Here is a 26,402-nt window from a genome sequence, read left to right as displayed (position 1 = left end):
GCCTCGGTTAGAGTTTCTCAGGTGCATAGCCTAGTGGTTCTCTGCCGACGACTTGAAAGGGCCCAATGAAAATCCTTCTGATCGAAGACGACCGGAAAATCGCGGAACATGTTACCAAGGGCTTTGCTCAGGCTGGGCATGCTTGCGATGTAAGCGACAACGGCCAGGAAGCTCTCCGAAAAGCGAACTCGGAAAGCTACGACGTCTTCATCGTCGACAGGATGGTCCCCGGCCTCGACGGCCTTTCGTTCGTGACCGCGATCCGGGCCGCCAACATCGACGCGCCGGCGATATTCCTTACCTCTATCGGTGGAATCGACGACCGCGTGGAGGGCCTCGATGCGGGTGGGGATGACTACCTCGTCAAGCCGTTTGCGTTCGCGGAATTGATAGCGCGGGTCAACGCCCTCGCCCGCCGGCTACCCGCGTCTGATCAAAAAACCGTCCTAAAAGTCTGCGACCTAGAACTCGACCTTGTAAAACGGAAAGCGACCCGGGCCGGACAGGTGATCGAACTCCAACCTCGCGAATTCACGTTGCTCGAAGTGCTCATGAGGGCGGAGGGCCGCATCATGACCCGCGCCATGCTCCTTGAGCTTGTTTGGGACTTCCATTTCGATCCCAAGACCAGCGTCGTGGAGACCCACATCAGCCGCCTGCGTACGAAAATCGACAAGCCGTTCGGCGTTCCATTGCTGCACACGATAAAGAACACAGGATATACCCTGCATGTCCCTCAGTAGCGTTTGGCGATCCACGCCGTTTCGCCTCGCGGTGACGTTCGCCTGCATTTTCGTCGCAGCCTTTCTTCTGGCGGGAGTCATCACATACCAGCTGTTCAAGAAAGAATTGCTTGACAATCTCGACCGCTCGATGCGCGAACTCCACACGGTGATCGCCTCCTCCTACGACACGAATGACCTGGAGGACCTGACCGCAACCGTCGGCACCTATGCGCGCTTGAACAAGCCGCGCGAACGAGTATTCGCGCTCTTCGATTCCGCGGGGACAATGATCGCCGGGAACGCCCTTCCCAATTCGGTGCCGGACGGATTGTCGACCGCCCGCGCGCGAACTCTAGGCTTTAACTTCAGCGGCGACTACAGGGTGATCGCCGGACCGGCGGGCGAGTACCGTTTGATCATCGCCGAAAGTTTCAACGAAACGGACCGCCTGGAGGACATCGCTTTCCGCAGCTTCATCTGGGCCACATTGCTCGTAGCACTGCTCGCAGTGGCGGGCGGCGTATACGTCGCGGCAAAGGCCCAGCGTCGGCTCGACGGGATTGCGAGCGCGATGACCTCCGTTTCACACGGGCGTCTCGACACGCGCGTGCCGATACACGGCAGCTACGACGATATCGATGTCGTTTCACTCCAGATCAACGAGGCGCTTGAACGATTGTCGACGCTCGTCGAGACGATGCGCCAAGTGAGCTCGGATATGGCCCATGAACTCAAGACACCGTTGAATCGCTTGAAGATGCACATCGAGGACGCTGTGGAGGAAAGTGAAAACGGACAAGACGTGGCCCAGAGCCTGCAAAACGCCCGGGATGAAGTGGACCAAATCAACGCCACCTTCGAGGCCCTGCTCAGGATATCCCAGATAGAAGCCGGAGCTCGCAAGACACGGTTTCAGACCTTGGACCTGACACAAATCCTGGCCGATGTCAGTGAAATCTACGCAGGCGTCGCCGAGGATGCCGGGATGACGCTCGCCGACCGGATTGATAGAGGCAACTCTTCTTCGATAGACGGCGACCGGGAGCTGCTCACCCAGATGTTCGTCAATCTTGTTGAGAACGCGATACGCCACTGCCCAAAGGGCACGGTGATTACTCTCGCCATCGAGAAGCAAGGCCCACAGGCTGTAGCATCGATTGCCGACGATGGTCCCGGAATTCCAGAGGATGAGCGGCACAAAGTGTTCCGAAGATTGTACCGCCTCGACAAGAGCCGCACGACCGCCGGGAGCGGTCTTGGTTTGAGCCTGGTGCACGCGATCGTCGATCTGCACGACGGTCAAGTAGAGCTTGCGGACAACCGACCTGGTCTGAAAGTCGAAGTAACCCTGCCACTCAGCTAACCTTGAGAAGCTGCGCGCTCTACCTCCGGGATCAATCGCCGTGCTATCAACCAGCACAAACACGCCCAGGCTGCACCAGCACACCATCCGCCTAAAACGTCGGTAGGAAAATGGACGCCGAGATAGACGCGACTGACACCGACAAGGACCGTCAGGAAGATTGCGATGCCCACGAAGTAGCAGCGCAGGACACGGGACTTCTGGGTCTGAGCCAACAACAATCCCAGGGTGAGATAGGCCACTGCAGAGAGCATTGCATGACCACTTGGGAAACTGAGGTCGTGTACTTCCACAAGGTGCGGCACGATCTCGGGACGCGGTCGGGAAAATCCCAGTTTCAAGCCGTTGCTGAGCACCCAGCCGCCGAGCACTGAAAGCATAAGGAAGATCGCAGTGATCCTTCGTCTAACAAGAAACAAGAATATCACCGAAAGCGTGGTAATGATCGATAGGACGGTCACGCCTCCAAGACTGGTCAAGTCGGTAAACGCCTTCATAAGCCACGCAGGCCCAATGGGGACGGCCAGGTCTTGCGGTTCTCGCAACGCTCGGAGGATCGCAGTGTCGAACGCCCTCGTCTCGCGTTCCGAAATTTCGCTAGCTAAGCGCAGGAAGACAAATCCGCTCACCGAAACGGCAAGGAAAGCGACAACGACCATAGGTTCCAGCAACGTGATTTTCTCTTGCGTGGCCGCCCAAATCTTTCGCGGCGTCACAGTCGAGCCTCGCGCTCGCGGGCACTGTAAATGTCCTCGAGTTTCTCCCATGTCTCATCCATAGGATAAGCCTGCGAGACGACCGGGATGCTGAAATGGCCGTAGTACAGGGAAATCTGCCCCTCGGCCTTCTCTATGCCCGCCCCGCGGATGCGCTGCATGAAGATCGCGGAGGCGAGACCGCTGCGATCAGCGCCTGCCTGGCAATGAATGAGAACGGGCTTGGGAACTTCTCTAAGGATTTTCTCGAGTTCGTCAGCCTTGTTCAGAGGCAACTCCTTCGTCGCAGACATCTTGAAGTCGACGTGCGTTATGCCCAGAGCCTTCGCCTCGGCGACCTCGCCTTTGTACCAGTCGGCTTTCTCCGACCGTCCCCGAAGGTTCACGATGGAGCGAATGCCGAAGCGGTTTGCATAGTCCCGGAGTTGCGCAGGTGTAAGCTGGCCGGAGCGGTACAAGTAGCCGGGATCGACTTCGTGGAAGTTTGCACGCAGTTGTTCGACGCCCAAGTACGATCCGCCCGCGAGAATAGGCGCAATGGCAACCAGAGCGGTGGTGATCAGAATGCGCCGAAGTTTAGATATCTGGGGCATAGTCCGGATATGGGGCCGATGGCCGACGGGGTCAACTTACGGATTTGTAAAGTGCATTTTCCCGACATCGCTCAGGAACCGAAAGGTTGTGGAATTATTTGGCGGATGCAAAATAGTTCGCGGCCGATGGATATTGGGATCCAGGATTTCGAACGGACGTCGGCGGCAATGTGGTCCAGTCGGGCCTCCGGCCGGAAGCCTCAGATAGGCGCCATCCATGCTAGGGGCTCGCTGCTTATTTGCATTAAAGTCAAACGCGCTGAAAACCCATCAAGGCAAATGTCTAGCCAGGGCAAATGCAATCAAACCTGCAAGTCCAACAAGAGAGAATTTGTCTATTAGCGAGAAAGATCGATCAACTCTGACCTTATTCGAATTGAGTGCGCGCTCAACGTCTTCGAAGGTTTTTCTCGAGAACAACATCGAATATTCCTTTCGGTGATTTGGCCGCTCAGGCCGTCAGATGAATGACCGTTGCACCAGTTTCGTAATACGCAGTCTTAGCCCTACTGAACCGCTCGGAATACCGCTCGATGGGCGCAATGGGCAGTGCATCGGGCGTACCCTCGAGGAGGGCGATCGCAGCCTGCGCTCCGAACACCGTCCCCGGACCGATCCCTCGACCGGAATACCCGAAACATGCATATGCGTCTGGGCCAAAGGCGACGATTTTCGGAACATGGTCATCGGTCATCGCGATCCTACCGCGCCACATATGTTCGAAGGGCAAGTCGCCAATCGACGGAAAGATTGCACGTAACTTCCGTCTCGCCCAGGAGCGGTGGACCGCAGCGCCTGGCCCCTCCGTATTTCCGATCCCGCCGAGGATCATCCTTCCGGCCTTATCGATCCGGAACGATGACATGACGAGTGCGGTGTCCCAGCATCCTTCTCCCCCAGTCAGGATTTCATGTCTGGCGACTTCCGGCATCGGGACGGTAGCGAACTGGCAATAACTGACGGGGGTGTACTGGGGCGTAAACGGACTTTCGATGCCCGCCTGATAGGCGTTGGTCGCCAGCACGAGAGCTTTCGCCGTTACCGTGCGTTCTTTCGCCTGAACGATCCAACGGTCGGCGTTTCTGGTGATCGACGTTACTGGAGATTTGTGATGGACGCTGGCGCCCCGCTCCTGAGCGGCCCGGGCCAACCCGCGGCAATATGAGAATGGTTGGATGGTGCCAGCCCGCGGGTCGAAAAGGGAGCCGTGATAGGCAACTGTCCCCGTCCGTCGCGCCGTCCCGTCAGCGTCCAGCAGTTCAAGCGGTGCGCCGAACTTGTTGCCCTGTCGATACCGTTCCTGCAGGTCGCGAAATCCTGATTTCGAATGCGCCAGGTGCAGCGTTCCCTGCCGGGTGGCCTCGCAATCAATCGCTTCGCGGTCGATGATCTCGAAGACCCGTCTAGGGGCGTCGGCGAGAATGTCAATCAGGCGCCTTCCAGCGGCTTCCCCCATTTGGCCGACAACAGTGTCCGGTGGCAACCAGAGGCCGGCGTTCACAAGGCCGACATTGCGGCCGGAGCCCCCATGCCCGATTATTTCACCTTCGAGAACACATACCGAAGCGCCCCTGGTAGCCGCTTCCAAGGCTGCCGACAAGCCTGTGAAACCTCCCCCAACCACAACGAGATCAACCGACTTGTCTTCATCGATAGGCTTGGAATCGTTGGTCTCCCGCGTGCTAGCGCGCCAAAGAATGGATGAGGTCTGTGTGGTCATGGAAATTGCTTTCGTTTTGCCTTACAGGCGGCCTGGTTCAGAGACCAAGTATGCGGCATGTTTGAGCTACTTCCCTGATCGCGAGCACGTAGACAGCAGTTCTGAGGTCCGGAATATCAGAGTCTGGATCATTCCAAAGTTCCTACATGCCCGCGTAACCATCGTAGCCTCGAAAGATGAGCGGCAGATAAACAGGCCAAGGGTATGAAGGCTGTCTCTGCCTCCACGGAAAAGCGGCTCGTGTTCAGGATGGCGACGAAGGCGCCATCCTCTATCGAAGATTCGCGCAAGCGGCCGCGATGCGACGCATGGCCTCTCGCAACTCCGCTTCAGAGGTCGCATACGAGATACGGAAAAAGGGCGAGAGACCGAAGGCGGACCCTGGCACAACCGCGACGTCCGCCGTTTCAAGAAGGTAGTCAGTGAAGTCGGTATCACTTTCGATCCGTTTCCCGTCCGGCGTGACCCTGCCTATCAATCCGCCGCATCCCGCAAACGTATAGAAGGCGCCTTCGGGAACCCGGCACTGTATGCCGTCGATTTCATTGAGAGCCGACACGACCAGGTCGCGGCGCCCCTTGAAGCTTTCCCGGCGCTCCCTCAGAAAGACCTGCGGCCCGTTCAAAGCCTCCACCGAGGCGGCTTGGCTGACAGATGACGGGCATGACGTAGCCTGGCTTTGAATCACCGCCATGGCTTTGATCAGGGCCTTCGGTCCACCAGCGTAGCCGATGCGCCAGCCGGTCATCGCATAGGCTTTGGACACACCGTTGATCGTGAGAGTTCTCGCCTTCAGCTTGGGCTCCAGAGCGACCGGGGTCACGAATTCGAAGTCGTCGTAGACAATGTGCTCATACATATCGTCCACCATGAGCCAGACATGCGGATGTCGAACAAGAATCTCGATCAAAGGCCGGTAATCGGAGGCGCTGTATGCCGCACCGGAAGGGTTGGAGGGCGAGTTGAGAAGCAGCCAGCGCGTTTTCGGGGTGATCGCATTCTGGAGCTGTTCGGCCTTGAGCCTGAACCCCGCGTCCGCCTCACAAGGGACCAGCACGGGGACGCCGCCGCAGACCTCGACGATATCAGAGTAGGAGGTCCAGTAGGGTGTTGGGATAATGACTTCGTCACCCGGATCGATGGTCGCCATGAACGCGTTGAACAGAATCTGTTTGGCACCGGTACTCACAGTGATCTCGTCGAGCGCGTAGTCGACACCGTTCTCACGTTGGAACTTCTCCGCCACAGCCTTTTTCAGGTCGGGCGAGCCATCTAAGGCAGTGTATTTGGTCTCGCCACGGTCGATCGCAGCCTTCGCCGCCTCCTTCACGTTATCCGGAGTGTCGAAGTCCGGCTCACCCGCTCCGAGAATGATCACCGGACGACCTTCCCGCTTCAAGGCTGCCGCCCGTGCACCTATGGCGAGGATTTTCGATACACCCACGTTGGCAATTCGAGTCGCGGACTTGAATGCGGGATCGACTATTCTAGTGTGGCTTGTCATGGACGTTACTCGATTTCGAAAGAGACGCCCTGCGCGAGCGGCAGCGCTTTAGAATAATTTACGGTGTTGGTGGAGCGGCGCATGTAGGCCTTCCAGGCGTCGGAGCCGGATTCGCGGCCTCCGCCCGTCTCCTTCTCGCCACCGAACGCGCCGCCGATTTCGGCGCCGGATGTACCGATATTTACGTTCGCGATGCCGCAGTCCGAGCCGTCCACCGACAGGAAGCGTTCGGCTTCCTGCATGTTCAAAGTGAAGATGGACGAGGACAGGCCGGCGGATACGGCATTGTGTTCGTCGAGCACGGCATCGAAGTCCGTGTATTTCATGACATAGAGTATCGGCGCGAACGTCTCCTCGAGGACTGGCCCCGATTGCTTTGGCATTTCGACGATCGCGGGCTTCACATAATATGCGGTGTCCTTGCCCACCTCACTGACGCGCTCGCCGCCAACGACCGTCCCGCCCTCTGCCTTGGCGGAAGCCAGCGCTTTCTGCATGCTATCGAACGCAAGCTTGTCGACGAGAGGGCCCACCAGCGCCGATGTTTCCAGCGGATTGCCGACCGAGACGCTCCGGTAGGCCTTAGTCAGACGCGGGACGAGCCGGTCGTAGACGCTATCGTGGACGAAAAGACGGCGGAGCGTGGTGCAGCGCTGTCCTGCGGTGCCCATCGCGCCGAAGGCGATCGCGCGCAGCGCCATGTCGAGATCGGCTGACGGGCAGACGATGCCTGCGTTGTTGCCGCCGAGTTCCAGGATGGAGCGGGCAAAGCGCTTAGCGACTCGCGGGCCAACTTCCTTGCCCATTCGGGTGGAGCCAGTGGCCGAGACGAGCGCGACCTTGGGATGGTCGACCAGGACCTCGCCGACGGAACGGTCGCCAATCAGTACCTGGGAGAGGTTCGCCGGCGCGTCTCCGAAGCGCCTGATAGCGCGTTCGAGGATCGCCTGCGAGGCAAGCGCGGTCAGTGACGTCTTCTCGGAGGGCTTCCAGATTACAGGGTTACCGCAGACGAGCGCAAGCGCTGCATTCCAGGACCAGACGGCGACCGGGAAGTTGAAGGCCGAGATGACGCCAACGACGCCGAGGGGATGCCAGGTCTCCATCATGCGGTGGCCCGGACGTTCGGTCGCGATCGTGAGGCCGTAAAGCTGTCTGGAAAGACCGACTGCGAAGTCGCAGATGTCAATCATTTCCTGGACCTCGCCGAGACCCTCCGATGTGATCTTGCCCGCCTCGATCGACACGAGACGGCCGAGGTCATCCTTGGCTGCGCGCAATTCCTCCCCGAGAAGCCGGACGAGCTCGCCGCGCTTCGGCGCGGGCACGAGCCTCCAGGTCCTGAACGCCTCATGTGCGGCTTGGATGGCCTTGTTGGCGTCGGAGGCAGATATGGTCTTCAAAGCGCCTACCTGTTCGCCAGACACCGGGCTGTAGGTGGGCATGTCGCCATCCGTCCAGACTTCGCGGGATACACCCAGCTTATCCAGAAGGCTCGCGGTTTCATTCTTCACGTCTACGGACTTCGTCATAGTTGTTTCCCTGTTTTCTCTTCTTCACCACGGCGACCGCGGCTCAACTCTCAAAATTTCATTGATCCGAGCGCGCCCGGCGATGTGACTTTCCTCAGACTCGCGGACAGCTTGCGGATTTCGCGCGGCGTGTATCGATCATAGAAAGCTTGGTTCTTCCGTCCGATCGCGTGCTCGGCGCTGAAGCTGCCACCGAACTGCTGGACGGCGATGTCGAAGACCCAGGCCCGCAGACTGTTTTCGAAGGCCCCGTCGGACATACGGGCATCGTCCCTGGCAACCACGAGATTGAAATGGACACCGCCGTCGCCGATATGGCCAAAATCGCAGATCGTGACATCCGGGAATTTGACTGGCAGCTCTGTCTTCATGCGGTCTAAAAATCGCATGACGTCGCCACGACGGAACGAAAGGTCGAATGCCACCAGCCGGCCCCTATGCTTCACACCTTCGGAAAGCGCGTGACGCATCGCCCAGATTTCACCTGGCGGGCCGACGAACGCGTCTGCGAGCAACTGATCTTCGCCTTCCCATATTTCCTCCAAGACAGTTTCCAAAACTTCGTCGAGACTTTGCTCGCCCTTGCGCGGGGTGTTTGAACGCGAAATTTCCGCGAGGATCACGAAGTCAGGCACGATACCGCCCTGGAAGGGATTTCGGAGCGACGGCACGTGATCGAGCGCTGCGCGGACAGCGTTGCCGGACATCCCTTCGAAGGCCGATAGATAGCTTCCGACCGCGGCTTCCATGGCGTTCAACAAATCCGAGACGCTTTCCGGCGAAGCCGGGACCAGAAGCGCAGTGGCCGTCTGTTGCGGCACCGGTTCGAGGTTCAGCACGCACTCCGTTATCACGCCATAGGAACCGGACGTACCGATGAACAGCTGCTTCAGATCGACGCCGGTATTGTTCTTCCTCAGATCGGAAGTCAGATCGAGTACGGTCCCGGTCGCATCAGCAAGCACAACCTTGAGTCCGAGGGTGTTGCGCCTGACATCGCCGTAGCGGAGGAAGCGAGAGCCACCCGTGTTGGTGGCAACCATCCCACCTACACGGGGGTCCGCGCCGAGGTCGATAGGAAAGCATAGTCCAGCATCCTCCAGCCGGGCGTTCAGGTCGGAAAGCCGCATTCCCGCAGCCACCCGCACGGACCGGTTCGCGCGATCCAATTCGAAGATCGACGTCAGTCGGTCGAGGCTGAGAACACCCTGTGCACCCGTGGCATCAGGTGTCGAACCTGACACGAGGCCCGTATTGCCGGACTGGGGAACGAGACAGATGCCGTGTTGCACGCAGTATGCGACGGCAGCCGATAGGTGCTCCGTCGACCCCGGGCGAGCAACGAATGCTGCGAGCCCCTTGTCGTAGCGCGCGCCAGTCTCGTATGGGGCCATATCGGCCGGCTCTGTCAATACCGCATGGTCGCCGATGAGGCCGCGAAGCGCTGATATGTGGATCGAGTCGGACATGGCGCGCTACTCCGCCGCCGCGACTTGGACACCATCTTCGCGGACGCACGCGTTTATCGAAGCGCGAACGATATCGATGTAGTGGGCGAATTCGTCGAGAACGGTCACCCCGAGATCGCGTTCGAACATTTTTTGGTTTGGGCTTGCAACAAATTCCTGCGTAGCGTCGTCACCGAGATTGGACTGGAAAATGCCCGCTGCGCTGACCGGAAGGAAATCTTCGTAGACAACCGGGTCGAATTGGACCAACCCAGCCTCAAGGGCGGCTTCGAGGTCAAATTCGATGCCCCCACGAGCCTTACCGGCGTCCGTCAACGAATATGCGAAGTAGCCGAGGCCTTCCTTGCGCATCGAGTTCCAGTCGTCGGGAAATGCCTTGAAAACGTCGGCCAGCGCCGTCTCATACTCGGAGGAGTTGGAACCATCCGCGGCTGGTCTGCAGCGGTCACGTGTCAAATTCAGCATTCGGTCATACAGCGCTCGACCTTTGGGGGTGAGCGCGACGCCTCTCTGTTCGATCTCCCCGAACCGCGCGCTGTGGGAACCCGTCCGCCAGCTACCGTCTGCGTCTTCAAACGAAACGTCTTCTTCCAGCGCCTTAAACGAGGTCTGGCGCAGCAGGATGGGGCATCGCCGGGCCGGCGGTCCTTCAATCACGGCCTTCGGAGTGATCCCCTCCTCAGGCATCCGAGCCTGGACCTTGTCGATATCCAGAGTGCGCGGCGTCAGGTGGTTGATATGCGGCCCCTTGAAGGACACGACGTCCGCGACCAACCGATGCGCGCCATGAAGCCGCTCGTACATTTCGGCGCTGACGATCGCCTTGTCGTGCCATCTGAAGGTGTGAAGGACTTCCGCCACGAAGCGCTTGGCGTCGTGGCCATCCAGACCGCCGTCGCGCTCGGCCTGCTCGACAAGCGCGAGAGCGTCGTCCGTAAATATCTTCCGCTTTGAGAGAACATCCGCAGCCTCCTTCCTGAGACCCTCGTCCTTGATGAGGTCGAGACGGAGCAGCGAGGTGAAGACCCGAAAAGGATTGACCTTCAAACTTGCGGCGCCCACCGGCCTGAACGCGGTAGAGTGAACCGGAACACCCGCGGTAGAGAGGTCGTAGTAGCCGACTGGATACATGCCCATTACCCCGAAGACGCGCCGCATCGTCGACAGCTCCTCCGCGGTTCCCAACCGGATCGCGCCGTGCCGCTCTTCGGAAATGCGGCTGAGTGTATCCGTGGCAGCCAGTCGCTCCTTCGTCGCTGGATCGGCCGATAGCGTTTCGTCGTTCACTTTCGTGACGAGACCCATCAACGTGCCGTAGGCGGGAACCTCTTCTCGGTACATGGCCGACATGGCCGCTGAGAACTTGGACCGGACAGCGTCGGGTGATACAAACTCGGTTTTCGTCATCGCTATCGTATCTCGCTTCAAATTGGGCTAGATCATTCACGATTTTCATCGTACCTACCCTCAAGCGCGTTGTATCGCGATGATTCATAATGAGTTGATGCGAGTTAAGAATGAAGCTCAACAGATCAATGATTCCTGATCTATCGGTTTTGCAGGCTTTCGAATGCGCCGCCCGGCATGGAAACTTCACTTTGGCGGGAGCCGAACTCAATCTCACGCAAAGCGCGGTGAGCAGACAAATCCGCGCTTTGGAAGACCAACTCGGCGTTTCGCTATTCGAAAGAATCCGGCAGCGAGTGGTTCTGTCCCCTGCGGGTCAGGCGTTGCTACCCGAAGTCATTCAGGTGCTGGGACAGACAGAGGAGATGGTTTTACGTGCCATGGCAGCGGCGGACGGTAAAAAGGCCCTATCCGTAGCCACTCTTCCAACCTTCGGGGCTCGATGGCTGATGCGACGGCTGCCTGCTTTCCTTGAGCGCCACCCGGGCACCGTCGTCAATGTTGCGTCGCGCTCCGAGCCATTCGATTTCGCTGTAGACCGCTTTGACGTGGCGATACATTATGGCCAACCAAATTGGGCGCGTGGAAACTGCACCTACCTCTGCAGCGAGACGATCCTGCCCGTGGCAAGCCCCGCACTTATGACGCGGTGGCCAGCCCAGGCTCCCTCCGACTTTGTCGGCGCGCCGCTGTTGCATCTGGCGACGAGGCCCAAGCTGTGGAGCGAGTGGCTCGAGATGGATGGCCAGCAAGGGGTCAACGCATTTCATGGAAGCCGTTTCGATCAATTCAACATGATCATCGAGGCCGCCGTGGCGGGGATGGGTTTCGCGCTGCTGCCACGGTACTTGATCGAGGAAGAGTTGCAATCCGGTAAGCTGTCGATCGTTATTGCGCGTACGATGACCACGGACCAGAACTATTACGTCGTCTTGCCAGAAGGAAAGGGCCTCAACCCCACCGCATCCGCGTTTCAAACCTGGCTGATCGAACAGGTACTGCCGGGCGAGGCAGCCAAGGTGGGAGCCTAAGACACGACGCGCTCTCAAGGGGCCAGGCGGTTACCGACCCAATCGTCGCCACGGCGTTGGAAAGCAAATCGCTCATTTTGCGGCAATGAAAGATCGAGCCATTCCATATGGGAGAGCGTCACCGTCACCAAAGCGAACCTGTCGAACGGCTCAGCAGGCGCATCGTCCTCATCCTTGTCATGAGAGGGGGCGTCTGAGTCGTTGATCATCGTGCCCGGGGCGAGCGGCGCGTCGAATAGGATGAGGGTTTTGCCCCTAAGCGAGTGCCATACGTTGCGTCTTATCCCGTCGTCGGAGACGACGGTGGCTTGCCCAGCGACACGGAGCTGTATCAATGCCGAAGGATCAAAGCCTACGAGCGAGACGCGAGGATCACGGCGGAGCTGCTCAATTTTGGGAGATCGGATATCGGTGACAAACGACAATGCCCCTGCTGCGGGATCGAAACGTCGCAAAACAATCGTCCGAAGGTTGGGGGAGCCATCGAGGCCGATGGTCGCGAGCTGCAAGAAGTTGAATGCGGACCGGCTTGTCGACGCTTCGATCAGACGTTGGACAATCGCCTGGAAAATGTTTGAGGTCATTGCAACAGTTACCCTGGTGGTTCTCGACGTCGACACAAAGATCGCGACGGTCTAATGTTTCACTTCGATCAATCCGCGATCTGGCCTACGCTGCAAGCCAAAGATACACGAAAGTTTGCGGAAGAAGGCTAAGGGCGCCACTTGCCTGACCGGCGGCGAAACTTGCTCCATTGGTGGTCTTCAAACTGCAGAGCTTCGCTGTGGTTCAGGCCTCCTGCGGAATGCAATGGCTGCAGCAACCGCCATCATCAATCCTCCGGCCAGTTCGATCGGTCCTATGCTTTCATCGAAAAGCCACGCGCCAAGTCCTAGCGCCACCACGGGCGAGACAAAGGCATAAAGTCCCGCACGTGCTGTTCCCCATTCCCGCAGCAGAATGAGATAGATGGTGTAGGCGACCACGGTGCCCAGGAGCGACAGAAAGGCAATGCTGGCGGCACCTTTGATCGAGAAGATTGCAGAGAGCGTAGCCAGGTCTATCGGTTCTGCGATCACGGAGAGGATCAAAAGAGTTGGCCCGCCGATAGCCGCCTGGATCAGTGTCAACTCGAGCGGTTTCATTGTACGCGTCAGCGGGCGCGCCACCACGCTGCCAACGCAGTAACTCGTCGTCCCGACAACGATCGCGGCAAGTCCATTTCCACTGCTGCTTCCCTGTTCGTGAAGCCTTGTCCAGAACAGGCCAACGAGACCGATGCAGCCCAATATTAGCGCGAGCGCGTGTGTCCAGGTCAAACGCTCTTCGCCAGTGAATGCGGCCAGTGAAAAGAGCATGATCGGTATGAGAGCGAGGTTGACGACTGCAGATAGGCCCGACGGCACGCTCTGCATACCCCAGAACATCAGACCGTAGGTCCCGACATTTATGAGGATGGCCGATGTAAAGAGTCGCAAGGTTTGCCCCCTCACCCAGAATCCACGACCTCGTTTAAGTACGACGAACAGCACGATCGTTGTCGTCAGGTATCGCATTGCCGCCAGAAAGAGAGGCGGCATCTCTTCCAAACCGAACTTCACCGCCGCCCAGGTCATCCCCCATATTATGGACATGACCATGAAGTAGACTAGATTACGCGCCAAGGCCGTCTTGCGCCTCGGTTCGACGAAGTTTCGGGTGAGTTTTCGAACATACAAGCATTTAGATGAAACGCTTTCTATTAAGAGTGAGGCATCTCTCCCGGATGCCATTGCGACCGCCGATGAAGGCGTTATCCCACTGACGATGTCGCCGCGCCTTCGATGCGCGCGAGAACGTCGTCGAGGGCGTTGACTACCGCGTCAGTTCCGCCATCGCTGGAAAAGTGCCTGAAGACCTGCTCGTTGGTTCCTCCCACCGTGGAGTGATCCGCGATCAACTCCTTGAAGCAGATGTCATCGCGTGAAGAGGTGACGTCGCCCAGGCCAGCAAAAAGTCCGCGCAGGTATGCGTCGGCGGCCGATCTCGGAAGTCCTCGCTTTTCCATCCAACTGGACGTGATCTCGAGGATGCCGAAATACGTGCCCATCAACGAGCTTGCCGCGGCGATTAGATCATACTGCCTTTTGCTCTCGACCTGGACGGCCGTACCGAGTGGAGCAAAAATCGCCGCCGCAACGTCGTCGGGAGGAAAAATTGCGGTTGCGCCGTGCAGATTGGCCACGAATGGCAGAGGAATTGCCTGGCTCAAGCGCACTGATTGACCGATCCACTCTGCAAGACGGGGAAGCGGTGTCGCGGCGACAAAGCTGACGACGTGATGACCCGGCCGAAAGCGCAACGCGCGAACGACCTCCTCGACAATCTGCAGCCGGACCGCAACGAAAACAAGATCGGCTTTATCGACGACATCCTGGTTGTCGGTAGCGACCTCGACATTTTCATATGTCGCCGAGAGCCGCGTGGCGACGCTATCGCTTCGAGGAGACAATACGATCCTCGTGTTGCGAAACTCTGTCTTGCTCAACCCGGTGACAACGGCTTCGGTGATCGTGCCAGTTCCGATAAAGCCAAGAGTCAGTTCCTTCGGATCGCGCTTCATCGTCGCCCCCTATGCTACAGCCTGCGCACCTGTGATTTCGATCAGCAAGCCACACATGAACTCGGCCTCGCTGGACGCGAGAAAGGCGACAAGCGCCGCCACTTCTTCCGGCTTTCCGATGCGTCCGAAGGGAACGAGTTTATCAAGATCAGCGATGGTTCGGCCAGAACGCGTTACCCCGGCTTCCAGCATCGGCGTGTGGATTTCTCCCGGGCAGACGGCGTTGACCCTGATCTTGTTAGGCGCGTAGTCGCGGCCAAGATTCTGCGTGAACGAAGCGACGGCCGCCTTGGTTACGTTATACGCAATATGGTTAGGGGCAGGATACAGCCCCCATTGCGAGGCGGTGTTTACGATCGCACCGCCGCCTGCCTCGATCATGTGCGGAATCACGGCTTTAGAGAGGTGGAACATCGCGTCGATGTTGACAGCGAAGCTCAGCCGCCAATCATCTTCGGTAATGGAAAGGATATTTCCGCGGCGGTTGACCCCGGCATTGTTGCAAAGGACATCGAGCTTGCCATGCTTGCCGATCACCTCGGCGATAAGCTCTCGGCAGGACTCGCCGCTCGAAATGTCGGCCACGACAGCCGAAGCCTGGCCACCCTCGGCTTCGATCTCCGCGACCGTAGTGCTTGCAAGGTCGCCGTTCATGTCGGTGACCACCACATGGGCTCCCTCGCTCGAGAGCCGCTTTGAAATCGCAGAGCCGATACCGCCGCCTGCTCCAGTGACGATCGCCGTCTTGCCTTCGAAACGCTTCATGGTGTTTTCCTTTATCTGATGTAGCTGCCGCCGTTTGCGTCCAGTGTCGCGCCGTTGAGCGATCGCTGGGACGGGCGCAGCGCGAAGGCGGTCAATTCAGCGATTTCCTCCGGCCGCGCCATCGCCCCGATCGGGATATCCGCAACGGCCGCTGCCTCGCCGTGCTTGGCAATGAAATCCTCAGCCATGTCGGTCCGTATCCAGCCGGGCGCGATTGCGATAGCGGTCACGCCATCCGGCCCAAAGCTGCGCGCGATCGATTTGGTGAGATTGACGAGGGCGGCTTTCGTCGCGCCATAAGCCATGGCATCGGCTGAGTAGCCTCGCTGTCCGGCGCGGCTCGCAATGTTGACGATCCGCCCGCCGCCGTTTTCCTTGAAATGCAGTATGGCGCTGCGGCAGAGGTCTGCGGCCGCGAATAGATTGACCTGGAATTCGTCGTACCAAGCCTTGTGCCAGGCAGTTAGACTGTCATCCAAGCTGACTTCGGTCCGTATACCGGCTGCATTGACCACTGCGTGGACCCTGCGCGCCGCGCTGACGGCTTTCCTCCACAGTACTTCGGGGCCTTCGAGCAGCGACAGATCACCCTGGACGACATGGCCGCGTCCTTCGACCCGGTCGAGAAGCGCATCTGCCGCCGCCTTGTTCCAACCGAAGTGGATGATCGGCGTCGCACCCTCAGCCGAGAGGCGTTCGACAATTGCCGACCCAAGGCCGCCGGATGCTCCGGTCACCAATACATTCATGCCTTCGAGCGGCTTTGCGATCGTCATGAGTTCCTCATTTCAGTTCGTCGACCTGTGGTCCCCAGGTGTCGGAGAGCGCGAATCCCTTCATGAACGGATCGGCGGCATCAACCCGAAGCTCTTCCTTGCCATACACCCAGGCTTGCCCGGTGATGCGCGGCAGGACGGCCTTGCGATTGCCGACGACGGTTTCGCCGATCGCCTCCGCTGAGAATTCACCGCCGATGATCGACCGTGAACGTCTGGTGTCACCGACCGAGACCTCACCGCGCGCATGGAGGACGGCCAAGTTTGCCGAGCTGCCCGTGCCACACGGCGAACGGTCGACGCGCCCTGGTTTGAGCGTGGTGCATGTTCGGACCGCGCCGTCCGGCTCCTTGCCGCGGAACATGACGTAGGCGATCTCGTCAATGGACGGGATTTCAGGGTGCCTTACCGAGACTTGATCGGCCAGTAGAGCCTTGATCTCAATCCCGACTTCGGCGAGTTCTCGCGCGTTCTCCGGGGCGATCGCGAGTCCGATCTGGTCGACATCGACAATGGCGTAGTAGACTCCGCCATAGGCGATATCGGCCTTGATTGTTCCCCACTTGGGCGTCGAGACCGATTGATCGAGCGTTTCCACGAAAGCCGGTACGTTGTCGAGGCTCACCGCGACGCAACGACCGTTCTCGCAGCGAGCGCGGGCAGTGATCAGACCGGCTGGCGTATCGAGCCTGACAGCGGTTTCAGGTTCGACCATTGCAATCCGACCGCTTTCGAGAAGCGCCGTGACGACGCATATGCAATTGCTTCCTGACATGGGATGCGCGCGGTCCGCCTGGAGGACGATGAATCCCGCCTCGGCATCCGGGCGGGTCGGATCGACCAGAAGGTTCACCGACATGGCGACGTTGGCCCGAGGCTCGAAGGTCACGAACCGCCGGAGGCTGTCATCGACATTGTTGATATGGTCCATCTTCTCGGCCATGGTCGCGCCCGGGATTTCCGGCGCGCCGGAGACGATGACCTTGCCTATCTCGCCCTGGCAGTGGACCTCGAGCAGGTGGAGGCTGTTTTTCCAATTCATTGATGTACCAGCCCCATGGCTCGTTTCCAGTCGTTGGGCGTCAGAAGCGGTCGACGCGGTATGGTTTCGCGTCCAACGGCGGAGGCGCACCGGTCACCAAGTCGCCGATAATGCGCGCGGTCGTGGCCGCATAAGTCAGGCCGAGATGGCCGTGACCGATGGCGTAGAAAAGGTTTGAAACCTTCGCGGAAGGTCCGATCATGGGAACAGTGTCTGGAAGCGCCGGCCGATGGCCCATCCATTCTGTCGTCCCATCGATCCGCAGGCCCGGGAGTGCTTCCCTCGCGCGTTTGGTCGTGATCTTGGCCCGTCGATAGTCGGGAGGCGCATCGAGCCCAGCCATTTCCACAGTACCGCCCACCCGAAGCCCACCCGCGGTGGGTGTCACCATGAATGCCTTGGCGGGCCAAATAATCGAATGTCTCAGGCTTACTCCGGGCGACATGATCTGTGTGTGATAGCCGCGCTCCGTTTCCAGCGGGATGGTTTCGCCGATGGTCGACGACAGGCGCGCGGAGAATGCTCCCACCGCTAGTGTCATAGTGTCTACTGCGACAACACGGCCGTCGGTGAGCCGGACACCAGTCAACCGATCTGCGTTCCACTCGAAAGCTTCAACATTGCCCCGCACCAATTCGCCGCCGAGTTCCTGGAATTTCCCGAGGATACCCATGACCAGCTTGTACGGGTCGCGGATGGACCTATTGTCCGGGAAGAGGACAGCGCGTGAGATGCGATCGCTGATCGCTGGCTCCAGCGCCTGGATTTCCGCCCGGTCGAGATGACGATGGGCGAACCCGAAGCGCTCCAGGATTTCAATGTGCGCTCGGTCCGCCGTCAGCTCGTTTTCGTCGGCATACAGCGCGAGGCAGCCTTCCTCGGTGAGCAAGTCCGACATGCGCGTCGCGCTCAGCAACGGCAACAGGTCCTCATAGACCCGGCCGGACAGCGCGGCGCCCTGCGCTTCGAGTTCCCGAAGTTTCGAGGGCCTGCTCGCCGCGAGGAACCGGATAAACCAGGGGACAAGCTTTGGCAGGTATGAAGGCCGGACGCGAACTGGCCCTTCGGGATCGAGGAGCCACTTGGGCATTTGCCGCCAGATAGCCGGACGCGACGCAGGCATGAACTCGGTGACGGCGATCGAGGCCATGTTCCCGTACGACGCACCTCGGCCCGGTTCGTCTCGGTCGACTATGACCACAGACTTGCCACGACGCTGGAGTTCATAGGCGATCGTTACGCCGATAACGCCTGCACCGATGACCAGATGTTTCTCAACGATTTGCATTTTCGCAGCCTTTCAGAACCCTCTCAGAGGGACGGCAACCAGGTGTCAGCAACGATGAACCCTTCTTGGTACGGGTCGGTCGGGTCCATGCCCATCTGATAGAAGCCGCTGAAGTGCCCCGGGGACGGATCGCAGTCGTCCCCGGCCACTGTCAATCAACTGATCACGGGCGCCATCGCCTCGGCGAACGACTTCTTTTCTTCCGGTGTCAATTCGAGAAGCGGCTTGCGGCCTGCACCGACCGGGATGCCTGCCATTTCGCAGCCGTATTTAACTTTCTGCACGAACTTGCCGCTCTCGAGGCTCGCCATGGCTTTGAAAATGACCTGCATTTTGTCACGGGCCTTCAGCCAATCGCCGGCTTCGATCGTATTGACGAGATCGACGCAGGCCTTCGCCATGCAGTTGGCGGGACCGCAAATCCAGGAGGTCGCACCCCACAGGTAGAAGTCCAGCGTCTGGTCGTCGGAGCCGTTGGTGACCTGGTAGCGATCGCCGTAGCGCGAGCGGATTTCGATCGGGCGCAGCAGGTTGCCGGAAGACTCCTTGATGCCGAGGATGCGCGGGTTGCCGACAAAGGCATCGAGGACTTCGAGACCCACTTCCACACCCACCTTCGGCGGATAGTTGTAAAGCACGATGTTGACGTCCACCGCGTCAAGAACGGACTGATAATGGGCGATCAGCTCGTTCGGGGCCGGTGTTGCATAGAACGGAGCGGAAAGCAGGACGGTGTCGTAGCCGATCTCACGTGCCCTTCGTGTGTGCTCAATGACTTCCCAGGTCGATCCGGCATTGGTGCCTGCGATGAGCAACTCGTCCTTGTTCGCGAAGTCTTTGACGAATTTCAGGACGGATGCGCGCTCGTCGGCAGTAAGGGCGTTGTATTCGCCGGTCGAGCCGCAAGGTACCCAACCCGTCACGCCATCGGCGCGGAGCTTGGTCAGCAACTTCTCGAACGCCGCGAAATCGATCTTGCCGTGGGTATCGAAAGGCGTGACGAGTGCGGGCATTACTCCCCTGAGCTTCATTGTCTTTCTCCTTGCTTTGAGTTGTTACTTCAGACAGCCAACCGCGTGAGGATGCGTCTTTCGATCACGGCGACCAACCGGGTGAGCGGGAACGCAATGACGAAGTAGATCAACGCCACGACGGTCAGGACCTCGACGGGCCGGGCGGTGTTGTTTGAAATATTCTGGCCGACGAACATCAGGTCGGCCATACCGACAGCCGAGACAAGCGCTGACTCTTTGAAAAGAGAAACCACGTTTGAAAGCAGAGTCGGCGCTGCGCGGAGCACCGCTTGCGGCAGGATGACACTCGTTGTCCTGACCCATGGGGACAGGCCAAGTGCGACACAGGCGTCAATCTGCTCGCTGCCGACAGACTTAAGCGATGCCCTGAATGTTTCGGAGGTAATGGCCCCCATGTAAAGACTTAGGGCGATGACTCCCGAGGCGAAATTCGACAGCTCTGCGCCCAGAATCAGCGGCAGGCAGAAGAAAACCCAAAAGAGTTGAATGAGGACGGGTGTGCCGCGGAAGAACTCAACATATACTCCTGAAACGCCACGCAGCGCAGCGTTCTTGGAAGTCCTGGCAAGGGACAGGAGGAAGCCGAGCACGCAGCCGATCGCGACACAGACGATAGTCAGTTGGATAGTCATCCATAGTCCGAGCAACAATGCGTGCTGAAACTTGAGGACGATGGCGAAATTGTACGTCATGAATCTTTCCTCTTCAGCTCGCCATCACTTCACGCCGCCGTTCCAGGTATCCGACGATCTGCGAGACCGGAAAGGAAACCGCGAAGTAGATCAGCGCGACGATCGTGAAGGTCTCGATAGGGCGGTAGGTCTCGGTAGCGAGCATTTTGCCCTGGTACATCAGGTCCTGAATCGCGACGATGGCCACCAGCGCGCTTTGTTGGAAAGTGCTGATGCCGTTTGTAAGCAGCACAGGCACCGAATTGCGGACTGCGGTAGGCAGGACGATATAGGCGATCCGCTGGAACGGATTCAGCCCAAGCGCGACTGCCGCGTCGAGCTGTTCGTTCGGAACGCCTTGGATGGAAGCCCGGTATGCCTCGGCGTTGAATGCCGCCAGGTTTAGGCCGAGAGCCATGATGCCCATCGTCATGGGGCCGAGGAAGACGTCGAAGAGCATCGGCACGCAGTAAAAGAACCATACGATCTGGACGATGGCGGGCGTGCACCGGAAAAATTCGATGAACAGAACGAACGGGAGGCGCACGACCGCCCAGCGGCTCATCGCCAGGAGTGCGAGGACGAAGCCAAGCGTGAGGCCTACGATGTTCGAGGCCAATGTCAGCGCCAGCGTGACCACCAGCCCATCCCAAAGGGGACCGAAGTTGCGGAAGACGGAACTGAAGTCGAAGGTGTAGTCCATAACGCGGTCTCCGATCAGTGCTTTATATGGAACACGCGTTCGATGAATTCGCGAGTACGCTCTTCTTTCGGTGAACCCAGGACCTGGTCCGGCGGGCCATCCTCGACGACCACGCCCCCTGCGCAGAATATGACGCGGGACGCGATGTTCCTTGCGAACCACATGTCGTGGGTCACGATGACCATCGGCAGATCCTGCTTCGCAAGCTGTAGGATGACCTGCTCGACCTCTGCCACGAGTTCCGGGTCCAGGGCGCTCGTGACCTCGTCGAAGAGCATGAGTTTCGGATCGAGCATCAAGGCTCTCGCGATTGCGACGCGTTGCTTCTGCCCGCCGCTGAGCTGAGCCGGATAGGCGTTCGCTTTATGCGCCAGCCCAAAGCGGGACAGCAGAGCCATTGCACGTTCCCGCGCTTCTGCCTTGTTTTCACCCCTGACCTTCACAGGGGCGAGGATCAGGTTTCCGATCACGTCCCGATGGGGGAACAACGTGTAGTGCTGAAAGACCATTCCGATGGATCGGCGGACCTTGGAGTCGATGTGGGTCTTGCCACCTTCGGCCGAGATATAGGGCTTGCCGCCAAAGCTGATCGAACCCTGGTCAATCTTTTCGAGACCCATAAGAACCCTGAGCAGGGTCGACTTTCCGCCACCGCTCGGGCCGATGACCACGACGCGGTCGCCCGGCTTCATCTCGATGTCAAGGCCCTGAAGGACCTTCACGGCTCCGTTGCCGTAACTCTTGTGCAGGCCTTCCATTTTGACAAGCGGGGTCGTTGATGGCGACGACATGGCGCGATCCTCTGGCGTTCTAAAATTGCTTGGAAAAGATGGGTCGCTTTGAGCGACCCACTCGAAAATCAGTTAGTCGTTTTCAGTGTTTCGTCGACCGCTTTGCGGATTAGATCCTCGACGTGGCCTGTAGCAACGCGTTCTTCGAGGAAAATATCTACGACCTCCTTGTCTGCGGCCGAGAGTTGCTGAGGCAAGCCGAATGCGACGCCCTGTTTGGCCAGTGCGGGCTGCGGATTGAGAGCGACCGCCCAGTCCGGGTTGGCCTGGGTGAACAACTGATTGCTGTCCGAGGCGTCTACCAGAATGTCGGCGCGCTTGGACGTAAGCGCTAGACGGGTCTCATCGCTTGTCGGCAGCCGCATGATCTGCGCCTTCTTGACGACAGCGGAAATCGACTTGTCCTGAGCCGAACCGGACATCACAGCGATGGTTACGCCGTCCAGGTCGATGTCGGAGACCGCCTTCGCGCCGGCCGGAAGCTTCGGATTGTTTTTGTTATAGACGAGCGAGACCTGATATTCGAACGCTGCGATCGAGAACTGCACCGCCATCGCGCGGGTCGGCGTCCGATTGAGGGCGAGCGAGAGGTCCCATTTGCCTGCCTGGAGTCCTGCGACGATGTTATCCCAGGTCGTGTCGACGAATTCCGTCTTCACTTCGAGCACATCGCCGAACTCGCGGCAAAGGTCCGCGAAGAAGCCGGAGTATTCGCCGGATGCCGGATCGCGCATCAGGTAGGGAGGAGCGACCGCAGCGCCGCAACGCAAGACCCCGGCCTTCTGCACTCCCTGCCAATAGCCTTCTGCTGTCTGAGCCTGTGCGGTCCCAGCGAGACCAAGCATTAGAGCAGCAGCAGGCAGCGTCCGCAGAGCGGACGAGATCAATTTTGAGAACATGGTCATTCCTCTTTTTGCGCGCCATTCAGACGCTGTTCCGAGGTCGGCTTCACGCCGATCTTTCCTCCGGTTTCTGTCGAACAGTTGTCGACTGCGCCATATATGTCGACAGCGGATCGACAAGGTCAATGCAGTAAAATTGCGCTTGGTCGATAGATTTTGTGACTGGCATTCTGTCGAACAGCGTGTACGTAACGAGCTATGGAATACGTCCGGAATGTCGAAAAAGTGAGCGGCAATGGGAGAATTGGAGGGCAAGCGCACCCGCCAGTTCCGAGACAATTTCATCAACTTCATGACAGAAACTACACGACGGATGTACCGTTACGATCGCCGTCGACTGCAGAATGAACAAATCGAATGAGCCACATATGAGCACCAATGGATCGACGAACATATTTCTCCCGGTCAGCGATCTGACTGATCTTCTTACCCGGATTTTCATCCGCAATGGCGTGTCCCGGGATAGTGCTGGCATCCTCGCGGCCAATTGCGCCTGGTGCGAGAGGGATGGCAGCTTGAGTCACGGAATTTTCAGGATGCCGGGCTATGTGGCGACTTTGAAGTCAGGATGGGTAGACGGGTGCGCCAAGGCAACGACAGAAATAGCCGGGGCAGCATTCCTGCGAGTTGACGCTCAGAACGGCTTCGCCCAACCTGCATGGCAAGACTCGCTTCCTCAGGTTTTTAAAATGGTATCCGAACAAGGAGTCGCAGTCGTTGCCATCCGGAATTCGCATCATTTCAGTGCGCTTTGGCCGGACCTGGAGCCCCTCGCAGACAAGGGGTTGATCGCCTTGTCGATGGTGACTGGGCTTGCCTGCGTCGCTCCCTATGGAGGCCGCCGCCCCGTGTTTGGCACCAATCCCATCGCGTTCGCGACCCCTGTCGCCGATGCGCACCCCATGATTTTCGATTTCGCCACCAGCTCGATCTCCAACGGCGATCTGCGGATCGCGGCGAAGTCGGGGCACCAAATTCCTCCGGAAAGCGGAATCGACGCGTCTGGCAATCTGTCTGCCGATCCCAGTGCAATACTCTCAGGCGGCGCTTTGCTGCCCTTCGGCGGTCACAAAGGCGCGGCGATCAGCTTGATGGTCGAAATCCTGGCATCAGGCCTCACGGGCGGACTGTTCTCTTCAGAGGTGGATTTTTCGAGCCACCCAGGCGCCGAATCTCCCAGAACAGGCCAGGTAATTATTGCAATCGATCCGCAGCGAGGCGGCAACGGGGCGTTCGAACGCAGGGTGAGGCAGCTCATCGACACCGTACGCGACGCTGGGCAAACCCGTCTTCCGTCGGATCGGCGTTACAGGACACGGGAGCTCGCCCTGTCGAACGGAATTCCTCTGTCTCAGGAGCAACACGAAGCGCTCCTCGCAATGGCAGGCTGAGAGGCGATTCGTCTGCGACCTGTGTCTCGACAAATCCGTTAATCGGCCTCGGTCAACCCGTCACTATGCTCGGGCTCCGATTTCGAGAGCAACCATTCCCTGACGACATTGACGGAAGCCGCGTGTCGCGGCTTCCGTGGAGCGACAACGTAATAATTCGTTCCAGGTCGCAGCTCGGTGTCGAAATAGCGGACCAGTTTCCCTGCAGCGATGTCCTCCGCCACGAACAGAAGACTTGCGAGGGCGAGCCCTTGTCCGTCGATGGCGGCTTCGATCGCCAGCGAAGTGTGGTTGATGCGGATGTTTTTGGACGGCTGCGGCGTTTCACCGGGCAGTATCATCCCCAAGTACTGCGGCCAAAGAGCGAGATCGTCGTGCAGCAGCGGTATCTGTTGAACATCGCTCGGCTGAAGGGGGCGTCCCATCTTTTCAGCAAGAACGGGGCTACCAACAGCGACGATTACCTGCTCGCAGAGCAGGTCCGCGGTCAGGCCAGGCCCGAACGGCGCTCGGCCGAGGCGTACCGCCATGTCGATAGCATCCGTCTGAAAGTTGGCCAGTCGTCGGCTTGCGACGATTCGAAGCTCAATTTGCGGATGAACGTTTGTGAAATAAGGCAGCCTCGGAATCAGCCATTTTGCCGCAAACGAGGGCATCACGCTAATCGTCACGTGCTGGGGTTCCGGCCGGACTGCCTCCGTCGCATCGGCGATCAGTTCGAAAGCTTTTCGGATATTCGCGACATAGCCTAAGCCGGCGTCGCTGAGTGCCAACGTCCGCGGCAGCCGCAGGAAAAGCTGGATACCAAGATGCGCCTCGAGATTCCGGATTTGTTGGGCGACAGCACCCTGGGTCACATTGAGCTCTTCCGCTGCGGAGCGGAAGTTGAGGTGTCGCGAAACGACCTCAAACGCCCGTAGTCCGTTCAGAGATGGAAGCCGTTTGAAGTCTTTTGGCATCGATAGTTTTTCTGCTGGAGGAAGACAGAGATTTTGGTTCGAAGCGTGAGCGCTCGAATGGTATTGTCAACGAATATAAAGAGCTTCTCGCCTTCTTGCCAGCAACCCAGGTCGAAAATGTCAGCAGAAAAAGTGGCGCTTTTCACAGCAGGTGGCAGTGGCACGGAGGCCGCCGTGCGGGCCACGCGGCTAGTGACCCCGATCGAGTTCCAGGTGTCGGACGGAGCGGGTTACATCACAGGTCAGAACATCAAGGTCGACGGCGGCGTAACGCGCTCGGTCTAATCGTCATTCATTGAACAAGGAAGAACAGCATGCGTTTCAGAAAGACCCTCTCGGTGGTTGATTGCCACGCCGAAGGCGAAGTGGGCAAGGTCGTTGTTGGCGGAGTGGGCCAGGTTCCCGGCCAGACTATGTTCGACAAGAAGCTCTATCTCGAAGCCCATATGGACGACATCCGCAAGATGGTCCTGTTCGAACCGCGGGGCGCGGCATGGCACAACGCGAACATCATACTGCCTTCGAACAATCCCGAGGCGGCGATGGGATACGTTATCCTTGAGTCTACCGAATACCCGGCCATGTCGGGATCGAACACCATGTGCGTCGCGACCGTCCTCCTGGAAACCGGTATCCTTCCGATGCAGGAGCCCGTCACGCAACTCACCCTGGAATCGCCTGCAGGCCTCATCCGCGTCCATTGCGAGTGCAAGGACGGCAAGGTCACCAGTGTAAAACTCGTAAACCAGCCCGCCTTCTGCTACCATCTCGACGCCAAGATCGAGGTCGAAGGCCTAGGGACGGTCAATGTCGACATTGCTTATGGCGGCATGACTTTCGCGGTCGTTGACGGAACATCGCTGGGGTTCGATATCGCTCCGTCCGAAGCACGGCAGCTCTGCGAAGTGGGTGAGAAAATCAAGGCCGCGGCGGCGGAACAGTTGCCAGTCGCATATCCCGGCAATCCCGACATGCCCGGCATCACCATCACCGAGATCACCGCGCCACTACGCCGGGAGAACGGGCAGCTGATCGCGCGCAATACCTGCATCGTATCGCCTGGCCGCTGCGACCGGTCGCCTTGCGGAACCGGAAGCTCGGCGCGGCTCGCTGTGTTGCACGCAAAGGGGCAAATCCGGCCCGGTGAAGTACTTCACCACCACTCGATCACTGGAAGCCGTTTCATTTGCAGCATCGAAGGTCTTGCCAAGGTCGGCGATTATCCGGCGGTCATCCCGAGCGTCGCGGGCCAAGCGTGGATTACCGGCCTCAACCAGATGGGAATGGACCCAACCGATCCTTACCCCAACGGATTTACCCTGACCGACACATGGCTGCGAGAGTTCTAATCCGCATAGAGTGCCAGGTCTCATCGGCCCGGATCTAATATCCGGCGGCCTCATGCGGGGCCGTCGTCA

26 protein-coding genes are annotated in these 26,402 nt (G+C 58.9%); 6 read left to right on the top strand and 20 right to left on the bottom strand.

All coding sequences use genetic code 11. The features are described from left to right. Positions 1-65 precede the first annotated feature (65 nt). Together JJB09_RS18275 and JJB09_RS18270 are read left to right on the top strand one after the other, a co-directional pair. Entirely contained in the window at positions 66-743 is a 678-nt protein-coding gene (locus JJB09_RS18275) for a response regulator transcription factor (RefSeq protein WP_201661431.1), read from the top strand. Further along, complete coding sequence (locus JJB09_RS18270) at positions 730-2,088, top strand: sensor histidine kinase (RefSeq protein ID WP_201661429.1); 1,359 nt, start codon at positions 730-732, stop codon at positions 2,086-2,088. Before JJB09_RS18275 ends, JJB09_RS18270 begins: the two co-directional genes overlap by 14 nt. On the opposite strand, the gene JJB09_RS18265 is transcribed toward JJB09_RS18270, so the two are convergent. From JJB09_RS18265 to hglS, 7 genes are all read right to left on the bottom strand, one after another. Further along, positions 2,085-2,804, bottom strand: a complete 720-nt coding sequence (locus JJB09_RS18265) for a phosphatase PAP2 family protein (RefSeq protein WP_343229048.1) — start codon at positions 2,802-2,804, stop codon at positions 2,085-2,087. The genes JJB09_RS18270 and JJB09_RS18265 overlap by 4 nt on opposite strands. After that, positions 2,801-3,313 carry a tyrosine-protein phosphatase gene (locus tag JJB09_RS18260; protein ID WP_246748776.1) on the bottom strand — a complete coding sequence of 171 codons (513 nt, stop codon included), beginning with the start codon at positions 3,311-3,313 and terminating at the stop codon, positions 2,801-2,803. The genes JJB09_RS18265 and JJB09_RS18260 overlap by 4 nt, the downstream gene beginning before the upstream one ends. 535 nt (positions 3,314-3,848) lie before the next feature. Further along, entirely contained in the window at positions 3,849-5,117 is a 1,269-nt protein-coding gene (locus tag JJB09_RS18255) for an NAD(P)/FAD-dependent oxidoreductase (RefSeq protein ID WP_201661423.1), read from the bottom strand. 271 nt (positions 5,118-5,388) lie between these two features. Beyond that, positions 5,389-6,621 (bottom strand): pyridoxal phosphate-dependent aminotransferase, encoded by a 1,233-nt coding sequence (locus JJB09_RS18250; RefSeq protein ID WP_201661421.1) that lies wholly within the window; start codon positions 6,619-6,621, stop codon positions 5,389-5,391. 5 nt (positions 6,622-6,626) lie between these two features. Further along, complete coding sequence (amaB, locus tag JJB09_RS18245) at positions 6,627-8,153, bottom strand: L-piperidine-6-carboxylate dehydrogenase (RefSeq protein ID WP_201661419.1); 1,527 nt, start codon at positions 8,151-8,153, stop codon at positions 6,627-6,629. A 50-nt stretch (positions 8,154-8,203) separates the two neighbouring features. After that, positions 8,204-9,622 carry an FAD-binding oxidoreductase gene (locus JJB09_RS18240; RefSeq protein ID WP_201661416.1) on the bottom strand — a complete coding sequence of 473 codons (1,419 nt, stop codon included), beginning with the start codon at positions 9,620-9,622 and terminating at the stop codon, positions 8,204-8,206. A gap of 6 nt (positions 9,623-9,628) precedes the next feature. Continuing rightward, positions 9,629-11,029 (bottom strand): 2-oxoadipate dioxygenase/decarboxylase HglS, encoded by a 1,401-nt coding sequence (hglS, locus tag JJB09_RS18235; RefSeq protein ID WP_201661412.1) that lies wholly within the window; start codon positions 11,027-11,029, stop codon positions 9,629-9,631. 110 nt (positions 11,030-11,139) lie between these two features. Between hglS and JJB09_RS18230 the strand changes: the two genes are divergently transcribed. Beyond that, positions 11,140-12,060 carry a LysR family transcriptional regulator gene (locus JJB09_RS18230; protein WP_201661409.1) on the top strand — a complete coding sequence of 307 codons (921 nt, stop codon included), beginning with the start codon at positions 11,140-11,142 and terminating at the stop codon, positions 12,058-12,060. A gap of 14 nt (positions 12,061-12,074) precedes the next feature. On the opposite strand, the gene JJB09_RS18225 is transcribed toward JJB09_RS18230, so the two are convergent. The 12 genes from JJB09_RS18225 to JJB09_RS18170 all read right to left on the bottom strand — a co-directional run bounded on the left by JJB09_RS18225 (position 12,075) and on the right by JJB09_RS18170 (position 22,631). After that, the gene (locus JJB09_RS18225; protein ID WP_201661406.1) at positions 12,075-12,644 is read right to left on the bottom strand and encodes a pyridoxamine 5'-phosphate oxidase family protein; all 570 of its coding nucleotides are present in this window, start codon (positions 12,642-12,644) and stop codon (positions 12,075-12,077) included. 180 nt (positions 12,645-12,824) lie between these two features. Next, complete coding sequence (locus tag JJB09_RS18220; RefSeq protein WP_281431844.1) at positions 12,825-13,700, bottom strand: DMT family transporter; 876 nt, start codon at positions 13,698-13,700, stop codon at positions 12,825-12,827. Between the two features lie 152 nt (positions 13,701-13,852). Next, positions 13,853-14,662 carry a pyrroline-5-carboxylate reductase gene (locus JJB09_RS18215; RefSeq protein ID WP_201661400.1) on the bottom strand — a complete coding sequence of 270 codons (810 nt, stop codon included), beginning with the start codon at positions 14,660-14,662 and terminating at the stop codon, positions 13,853-13,855. Between the two features lie 9 nt (positions 14,663-14,671). Further along, on the bottom strand, positions 14,672-15,427 hold the full coding sequence (locus JJB09_RS18210; RefSeq protein WP_201661397.1) for an SDR family NAD(P)-dependent oxidoreductase: 756 nt from the start codon (positions 15,425-15,427) through the stop codon (positions 14,672-14,674). 11 nt (positions 15,428-15,438) lie between these two features. Continuing rightward, positions 15,439-16,203 (bottom strand): SDR family NAD(P)-dependent oxidoreductase, encoded by a 765-nt coding sequence (locus JJB09_RS18205; protein ID WP_201661395.1) that lies wholly within the window; start codon positions 16,201-16,203, stop codon positions 15,439-15,441. Positions 16,204-16,210: 7 nt separating this feature from the next. Then, positions 16,211-17,245, bottom strand: a complete 1,035-nt coding sequence (locus JJB09_RS18200) for a proline racemase family protein (protein WP_201661393.1) — start codon at positions 17,243-17,245, stop codon at positions 16,211-16,213. A 40-nt stretch (positions 17,246-17,285) separates the two neighbouring features. Beyond that, positions 17,286-18,533 (bottom strand): NAD(P)/FAD-dependent oxidoreductase, encoded by a 1,248-nt coding sequence (locus tag JJB09_RS18195; protein WP_201661392.1) that lies wholly within the window; start codon positions 18,531-18,533, stop codon positions 17,286-17,288. 155 nt (positions 18,534-18,688) lie between these two features. Continuing rightward, positions 18,689-19,564 carry a dihydrodipicolinate synthase family protein gene (locus JJB09_RS18190; RefSeq protein WP_201661390.1) on the bottom strand — a complete coding sequence of 292 codons (876 nt, stop codon included), beginning with the start codon at positions 19,562-19,564 and terminating at the stop codon, positions 18,689-18,691. A gap of 29 nt (positions 19,565-19,593) precedes the next feature. Then, a complete protein-coding gene (locus tag JJB09_RS18185) occupies positions 19,594-20,259 on the bottom strand; it encodes an amino acid ABC transporter permease (RefSeq protein ID WP_201661388.1) in 666 nt (221 codons plus the stop codon). A gap of 13 nt (positions 20,260-20,272) precedes the next feature. Further along, positions 20,273-20,941: an amino acid ABC transporter permease gene (locus JJB09_RS18180; RefSeq protein ID WP_201661386.1), complete on the bottom strand. Its 669-nt coding sequence runs from the start codon at positions 20,939-20,941 to the stop codon at positions 20,273-20,275. Positions 20,942-20,955: 14 nt separating this feature from the next. Then, the gene (locus JJB09_RS18175; protein WP_201661383.1) at positions 20,956-21,732 is read right to left on the bottom strand and encodes an amino acid ABC transporter ATP-binding protein; all 777 of its coding nucleotides are present in this window, start codon (positions 21,730-21,732) and stop codon (positions 20,956-20,958) included. Between the two features lie 68 nt (positions 21,733-21,800). Then, positions 21,801-22,631, bottom strand: coding sequence for a substrate-binding periplasmic protein (locus tag JJB09_RS18170; protein WP_201661382.1), 831 nt, complete (start codon positions 22,629-22,631; stop codon positions 21,801-21,803). Between the two features lie 347 nt (positions 22,632-22,978). Between JJB09_RS18170 and JJB09_RS18165 the strand changes: the two genes are divergently transcribed. Continuing rightward, entirely contained in the window at positions 22,979-24,025 is a 1,047-nt protein-coding gene (locus JJB09_RS18165; protein WP_343229047.1) for an Ldh family oxidoreductase, read from the top strand. 38 nt (positions 24,026-24,063) lie between these two features. On the opposite strand, the gene JJB09_RS18160 is transcribed toward JJB09_RS18165, so the two are convergent. Next, positions 24,064-24,984: a LysR substrate-binding domain-containing protein gene (locus JJB09_RS18160; protein WP_201661376.1), complete on the bottom strand. Its 921-nt coding sequence runs from the start codon at positions 24,982-24,984 to the stop codon at positions 24,064-24,066. Between the two features lie 117 nt (positions 24,985-25,101). On the opposite strand from JJB09_RS18160, the gene JJB09_RS27145 reads away from it, so the two are divergent. Both JJB09_RS27145 and JJB09_RS18150 read left to right on the top strand, forming a co-directional pair. Then, a complete protein-coding gene (locus JJB09_RS27145) occupies positions 25,102-25,269 on the top strand; it encodes a hypothetical protein (RefSeq protein WP_246748774.1) in 168 nt (55 codons plus the stop codon). 29 nt (positions 25,270-25,298) lie between these two features. After that, positions 25,299-26,333, top strand: coding sequence for a proline racemase family protein (locus JJB09_RS18150; protein WP_201661373.1), 1,035 nt, complete (start codon positions 25,299-25,301; stop codon positions 26,331-26,333). Positions 26,334-26,402: the final 69 nt, after the last annotated feature.

Origin of the sequence: Phytoamicus setariae (assembly GCF_016722925.1) — a bacterium.
GTDB classification, from domain to species: domain Bacteria; phylum Pseudomonadota; class Alphaproteobacteria; order Rhizobiales; family Rhizobiaceae; genus Rhizobium_E; species Rhizobium_E setariae.
The sequence above is the reverse complement of the archived record's forward strand: the minus strand, read 5'-3'. Positions and strand labels throughout refer to the sequence as shown.

Bases quoted from the DNA above. Each gene is read 5' to 3' on its own strand.
- JJB09_RS18275 (WP_201661431.1), top strand. From the start codon at position 66: ATGAAAATCCTTCTGATCGAAGACGACCGGAAAATCGCGGAACATGTT.
- JJB09_RS18270 (WP_201661429.1), top strand. From the start codon at position 730: ATGTCCCTCAGTAGCGTTTGGCGATCCACGCCGTTTCGCCTCGCGGTG.
- JJB09_RS18255 (WP_201661423.1), bottom strand. From the start codon at position 5,117: ATGACCACACAGACCTCATCCATTCTTTGGCGCGCTAGCACGCGGGAG.
- JJB09_RS18250 (WP_201661421.1), bottom strand. From the start codon at position 6,621: ATGACAAGCCACACTAGAATAGTCGATCCCGCATTCAAGTCCGCGACT.
- amaB (WP_201661419.1), bottom strand. From the start codon at position 8,153: ATGACGAAGTCCGTAGACGTGAAGAATGAAACCGCGAGCCTTCTGGAT.
- JJB09_RS18240 (WP_201661416.1), bottom strand. From the start codon at position 9,622: ATGTCCGACTCGATCCACATATCAGCGCTTCGCGGCCTCATCGGCGAC.
- hglS (WP_201661412.1), bottom strand. From the start codon at position 11,029: ATGACGAAAACCGAGTTTGTATCACCCGACGCTGTCCGGTCCAAGTTC.
- JJB09_RS18230 (WP_201661409.1), top strand. From the start codon at position 11,140: ATGAAGCTCAACAGATCAATGATTCCTGATCTATCGGTTTTGCAGGCT.
- JJB09_RS18225 (WP_201661406.1), bottom strand. From the start codon at position 12,644: ATGACCTCAAACATTTTCCAGGCGATTGTCCAACGTCTGATCGAAGCG.
- JJB09_RS18220 (WP_281431844.1), bottom strand. From the start codon at position 13,700: ATGGTCATGTCCATAATATGGGGGATGACCTGGGCGGCGGTGAAGTTC.
- JJB09_RS18215 (WP_201661400.1), bottom strand. From the start codon at position 14,662: ATGAAGCGCGATCCGAAGGAACTGACTCTTGGCTTTATCGGAACTGGC.
- JJB09_RS18210 (WP_201661397.1), bottom strand. From the start codon at position 15,427: ATGAAGCGTTTCGAAGGCAAGACGGCGATCGTCACTGGAGCAGGCGGC.
- JJB09_RS18205 (WP_201661395.1), bottom strand. From the start codon at position 16,203: ATGACGATCGCAAAGCCGCTCGAAGGCATGAATGTATTGGTGACCGGA.
- JJB09_RS18200 (WP_201661393.1), bottom strand. From the start codon at position 17,245: ATGAATTGGAAAAACAGCCTCCACCTGCTCGAGGTCCACTGCCAGGGC.
- JJB09_RS18195 (WP_201661392.1), bottom strand. From the start codon at position 18,533: ATGCAAATCGTTGAGAAACATCTGGTCATCGGTGCAGGCGTTATCGGC.
- JJB09_RS18190 (WP_201661390.1), bottom strand. From the start codon at position 19,564: ATGAAGCTCAGGGGAGTAATGCCCGCACTCGTCACGCCTTTCGATACC.
- JJB09_RS18185 (WP_201661388.1), bottom strand. From the start codon at position 20,259: ATGACGTACAATTTCGCCATCGTCCTCAAGTTTCAGCACGCATTGTTG.
- JJB09_RS18180 (WP_201661386.1), bottom strand. From the start codon at position 20,941: ATGGACTACACCTTCGACTTCAGTTCCGTCTTCCGCAACTTCGGTCCC.
- JJB09_RS18175 (WP_201661383.1), bottom strand. From the start codon at position 21,732: ATGTCGTCGCCATCAACGACCCCGCTTGTCAAAATGGAAGGCCTGCAC.
- JJB09_RS18170 (WP_201661382.1), bottom strand. From the start codon at position 22,631: ATGTTCTCAAAATTGATCTCGTCCGCTCTGCGGACGCTGCCTGCTGCT.
- JJB09_RS18165 (WP_343229047.1), top strand. From the start codon at position 22,979: ATGAACAAATCGAATGAGCCACATATGAGCACCAATGGATCGACGAAC.
- JJB09_RS18160 (WP_201661376.1), bottom strand. From the start codon at position 24,984: ATGCCAAAAGACTTCAAACGGCTTCCATCTCTGAACGGACTACGGGCG.
- JJB09_RS27145 (WP_246748774.1), top strand. From the start codon at position 25,102: ATGTCAGCAGAAAAAGTGGCGCTTTTCACAGCAGGTGGCAGTGGCACG.
- JJB09_RS18150 (WP_201661373.1), top strand. From the start codon at position 25,299: ATGCGTTTCAGAAAGACCCTCTCGGTGGTTGATTGCCACGCCGAAGGC.